Source organism: Streptomyces sp. NPDC054840, assembly GCF_053611065.1.
In genome coordinates this window covers 1-4,123 of the sequence record NZ_JBSGZP010000651.1, presented here as the reverse complement: position 1 = coordinate 4,123, position 4,123 = coordinate 1, and the positions used below count along the sequence as shown (strand labels likewise).

3 protein-coding genes and 1 pseudogene are annotated in these 4,123 nt (G+C 73.6%); all 4 read right to left on the bottom strand.

Annotated elements, in window-relative coordinates; all coding sequences use genetic code 11:
* Nucleotides 1-2,145, bottom strand: a 2,145-nt coding sequence (locus tag ACWGIU_RS31595) for a molybdopterin-dependent oxidoreductase (protein WP_453711543.1), incomplete at its 3' end; no start/stop codon positions are given.
* 104 nt (nt 2,146-2,249) lie between these two features.
* Nucleotides 2,250-2,634 (bottom strand): annotated as a pseudogene (locus ACWGIU_RS31590) (transposase); the annotation flags it as partial.
* A gap of 58 nt (nt 2,635-2,692) precedes the next feature.
* The gene (locus ACWGIU_RS31585; RefSeq protein ID WP_453711542.1) at nt 2,693-3,328 is read right to left on the bottom strand and encodes a VOC family protein; all 636 of its coding nucleotides are present in this window, start codon (nt 3,326-3,328) and stop codon (nt 2,693-2,695) included.
* 412 nt (nt 3,329-3,740) lie between these two features.
* Nucleotides 3,741-4,079: a MerR family transcriptional regulator gene (locus tag ACWGIU_RS31580; protein ID WP_453711541.1), complete on the bottom strand. Its 339-nt coding sequence runs from the start codon at nt 4,077-4,079 to the stop codon at nt 3,741-3,743.
* Nucleotides 4,080-4,123: the final 44 nt, after the last annotated feature.

Genomic DNA, 4,123 nt, shown 5'->3' with positions numbered 1-4,123 from the left:
GACCTGGACCGATCCGGTGAAGCCGCGGCCGACCGCGAAACCGCCCATGGTGAAGGGGGTCACGAAGCCCCGGCGGTCGCGGGGCCGCCGGCCGGTCACCCGGACGCCGTGCGCCCCGGCCAGCCGGGCGGCGACATCACCGCCGCCGAGCGCGTCGCGCAGCCGGTCGGCGGCGTCCGTGGCGGCGGGCACGAGGGAGGGCGTGGTGCGGCTGCCGCCGGAGGTGGGCCCGTGTACGGCGTCGCTCCGGCCGACCTCGGCGCGCACCCTCCCCTCGGGCAGCCTCAGTCCCGCGGCGACGGCCCGGCGGAGCAGGGTGCGCGAGCCGGTGCCCATGTCCTGCACCGCGCAGCGGGCGACGACGATCCCGTCCTCGACGGTGAGTTCGACCTCGGTGACGGGATCGAGGAAGTACATCCAGTTGGCCGCCGCGACGCCGACGCCTCGGCGGAACCGGCCGGTGCCGCCGCGGGGGCCCGACCAGACCGGGAGCGCGGCGGCCCGGTCGTACAGGGCGTGCCGCTTGGGGTTGCCGTCCCAGCGGCGGCGCAGGGCGATCGGGTCCTGGCCGAGCCGGTGGGCCATCTCGTCGACGGCCTGCTCCAGGGCCCAGCACATCGTGGGTCCCCCGGGGCCGCGGAACGGGGCGCCGGGAGGCCGGTGGGTGAGCGTGTCGAAGTCGCGGAGCCGGCGGGGGGCCTTGCCGTACATGAACCGGGCCAGTGCCGCGACGGTGCCGCCCACCGAGACGCCGCCGTCGTTGTCCGCGTCCATGGCCAGCGCGCTCAGATCGCCGGCTTCGTCCGCGACCATCGCGAGCTGGATCCGGGTGCCGGGCCGGTATCCGCCGTCGGTGAGTTCCTCGTCCCTGTCCAGCACCACCCGCACGGGGGCGCCGTGCAGTCGGGCCAGCTCGACCGCGGCGATGACATCGGAGGTCAGCCCCATCTTGCAGCCGAAACCGCCGCCTACGTGGACGGCCCGCGCCACCACCCGTTCGACGGGCACACCGAAGCGTTCGGCGGCCAGCTCGGCCGTGTGCTTCACGGACTGGGTGGACACGTCCAGGTGGAGGGTGCCGTCGACCCACTGGGCGAGGCAGGCGTGCGGTTCGAGTGGGGTGTGCGTCTGTGCGGCGGTGGTGAAGACGCCCTCCACCACCCGTTCGGGGGTGCGGATCCGGGCCTCGGTGATGCGGCGCACGGCGGTGGCGGGACGTTTGCTCATGGCGGACGGGCCCCGGAGGTTGCCGCGCCAGCGGGCGGGCACCAGTTGGGGGGTTTCGCCGGATCCCGGTGCCCGCTTGCGTGCCGCCTTGTCCTCGTAGACCAACGGGCCCTCGCCGGTTCGGGCCTGGCGTGCGTCCAGGGCCGCCGGCAGTACCTCGTAGTCCACCGTGACCCGTGCGGCCGCCGCCCGTACGGAGGCCCGGTCAGGCGCCGCGACCGCGGCGACCGGCTGCCCGACGTACCGCACTACGCCGTCCGGGGGCAGCAGCGGTACCAGGGGCAGGTCGCCGGCTTCGAGGGAGCGTACGTGCGCATGCGCGTGCGGCGAGCGGATGATCACGCCCTCCAGCAGTCCCCCGGGGCGCAGGTCCGTGGTGTACCGGGCCGATCCGTCGGTCTTCTCCGGGGCCTCGGTGCGCGGGACCGTCGGCGCCTCCCCGCCGGCCGGGGCGGTGTCGTAGTCACCCGCGCAGGCGGCGGCCACCGCGCTGAAGATTCCCTCGTACGCGCCGCACCGGCACAGGTGGCCCGCGAGCGCGTCCGCGATGGTCTCCCGTCCGGGCCGGGCCCGGCCGTGGGCGGCCCGCCACCGCTCGAAGAACGCCGCCGCCTCGACCACGAACCCAGGGGTGCAGTAGCCGCACTGGAGGGCGTCCTCGCCGGCGAAGGCACGCCCGACGGGGTGGCCCGAGAGGCCCTCGACGGTCGTCACCTGTCGGCCGGCCAGCCCGACCGCCGGTGTCAGGCAGGACACCCGGGGTTCACCGTCGACCTGGATCGTGCAGGCGCCGCACACTCCGCCCGCGCAGACGAGCTTGGTGCCGGTCAGACCGAGTCGGTCCCGGATCACCTCCACGGCGGCCGGGTCGTCGTCCACGTCCACGGCGTGCCGGGTGCCATTGACCTCGAACTCCACGAGACGTTCTCCTTACGGCGCGGTGGCGTGTGTCGGGCCTCGCTCCGGCCTTCACGCTCCTTGATATCCCGTGGGCGGCGCGGGCGCAGTTCGGCGTCCGCCGGATTGATGCGGCGTTCGACGCTGTTCCGCTGCTTGTCGATCTCGGCGTCGAAGCCGGGCGGGCGGCCGCCTCGGCGTCCTCGCCGCAGGCGGTGGCCGATCTGGTCGGACGGCCGCGGGACGACCGCGCGGACCCCACGTCGCCGCGGTGGGACCGGATGGCACGGGAGGAGTAGGCCCGGTCCGCGAGCACGGCCAACGGCCGGGTTCGGGGCCTGCCGGGCCGCTTCGTGGCACGCGGATGCGGGCCATGACCGCTTCGAAGGCAGGTGCGTCGGCGGCCTGGCCCGCGGTGACGGTCAGGGCCAGTGGCCGTGCACGGTCGTCGGCGGCCAGGTGGACCTTGGTGCTCAGACCGCCGCGTGAGCGTCCGAGGGCATGGTCGGCGGGCTCGCCGCGGGTCTGGAACGGGCCGAGCCCGTCGGGCAGGTCCCGCCAGGGCGAGTCAGATCGTGACCGGGCCGTGGGCGGTGGCGAACTCGACCGAGATCAGGCCCGGTTCCTCATCCTCGACCCAGGTGACGTCGATCTGGTCGAGAGGGTGGTCGGCCGGTTCGCCGAGGAATTCGGCGATGGAGGCGGCGTCGCCGGCGATGGAGACCCCGTGGATGGTGGTGGAGGTACGCGGGTCGGCGCTCGGGCGCTCCTCGATGGGGACCAGCCACTCAAGGAAGTAGGGCAGTTGCGGGTCATCCAGCAGTTCCAACAGGCCGATCTGCTTCCACCTCAGGTCGAACCCGTCGGGGCGGACACGGTGGCCCTCGGCCGAGGTGCGGCCGAGGCGGGCCTCGACCGGCGCGATGTCGTCGACGGAGACCACCCAACCGAGCCAGCCTCCGCCCTCGGCGGCGCGGCGCGCGACCGCCTGGCCGAAGGGTGCGCGGTCTGCGGCGGGGTGGTCGAGTGTGGTGACGACCTCGACGTAGGTGCCGCCGCTCAGCGGGAGAATGAAATTGCGGGTGCCGAATCGCGGGTGCACGCCGCCGTCGACGAATCCGCCGCCAAGGGCCGATCCGATCCACTGGACGGTCGAGACGAAGCTGTCGCGGGCCACCGCATAGGACACATGATCAAGTCGCACTGCGTCATCATCACCCGCCAACCCGCACACATCCCGACGCCACGCCCGCCGCCCCGGCCGCGTCCGCCGTGGGCGGGAAAAGGTTCGACACGCAGCCCCCATACGCACCGCACTCCAAGAGACAGGCTCTACGTCGAGGAGGCCGGGATGAGCGGTGCGAGCCCGGCGACCTCGGTGCCCCCCAGGTCGTGGTCTGCGCAGAGGACCCAGGAGCGGTCATGGGCCCAGCCAGCAGTTCCGGTAGCGGCTCTGGCGGGCCGTAGTTCGAGTACGGCCGGTGTCGTTGTTGAACGGGCCGATGTCCCAGCTGCCCGTGTCTCTCCTCGGGTGGCCGGTCTCGCCACCCGCAGGTCACAGAGGTACAGGCTACGACCGCTGGATCGCCCGGGCCGGTACGACGAGCCGTCGGTGCTCAGCGGGTGTCGTCGGGCGTGGCGGTCGCGGCGCGGCGGAACTCGGCGTTGATGCGCTGGGCCTCTTCGAGCTGGTCCTCCAGGATGACGATGCGGCAGGCGGCATCGACCGGGGTGCCCTGGTCCACGAGCTCCCGGGCGCGGGCCGCGATGCGGAGCTGGTAGCGCGAGTACCGGCGGTGTCCGCCCGGGGAGCGCAACGGTGTGATCAGACGGGCCTCGCCGATGGCGCGCAGGAAGCCGGGGGTAGTGCCGAGGAGTTCGGCGGCCCGGCCCATCGTGTAGGCGGGGTAGTCATCGTCGTCCAGCCGGCCGCCGAGCGAGTCATCCACTGTCATCTGCACCTCTTCTCAGAACGCGTCGAAGGGCCTTGGTGCCGTAC

What these genes read in the sequence shown, in the direction of transcription:
- ACWGIU_RS31580 (WP_453711541.1), bottom strand. Translation starts at nt 4,079, where the DNA reads ATGACAGTGGATGACTCGCTCGGCGGCCGGCTGGACGACGATGACTAC.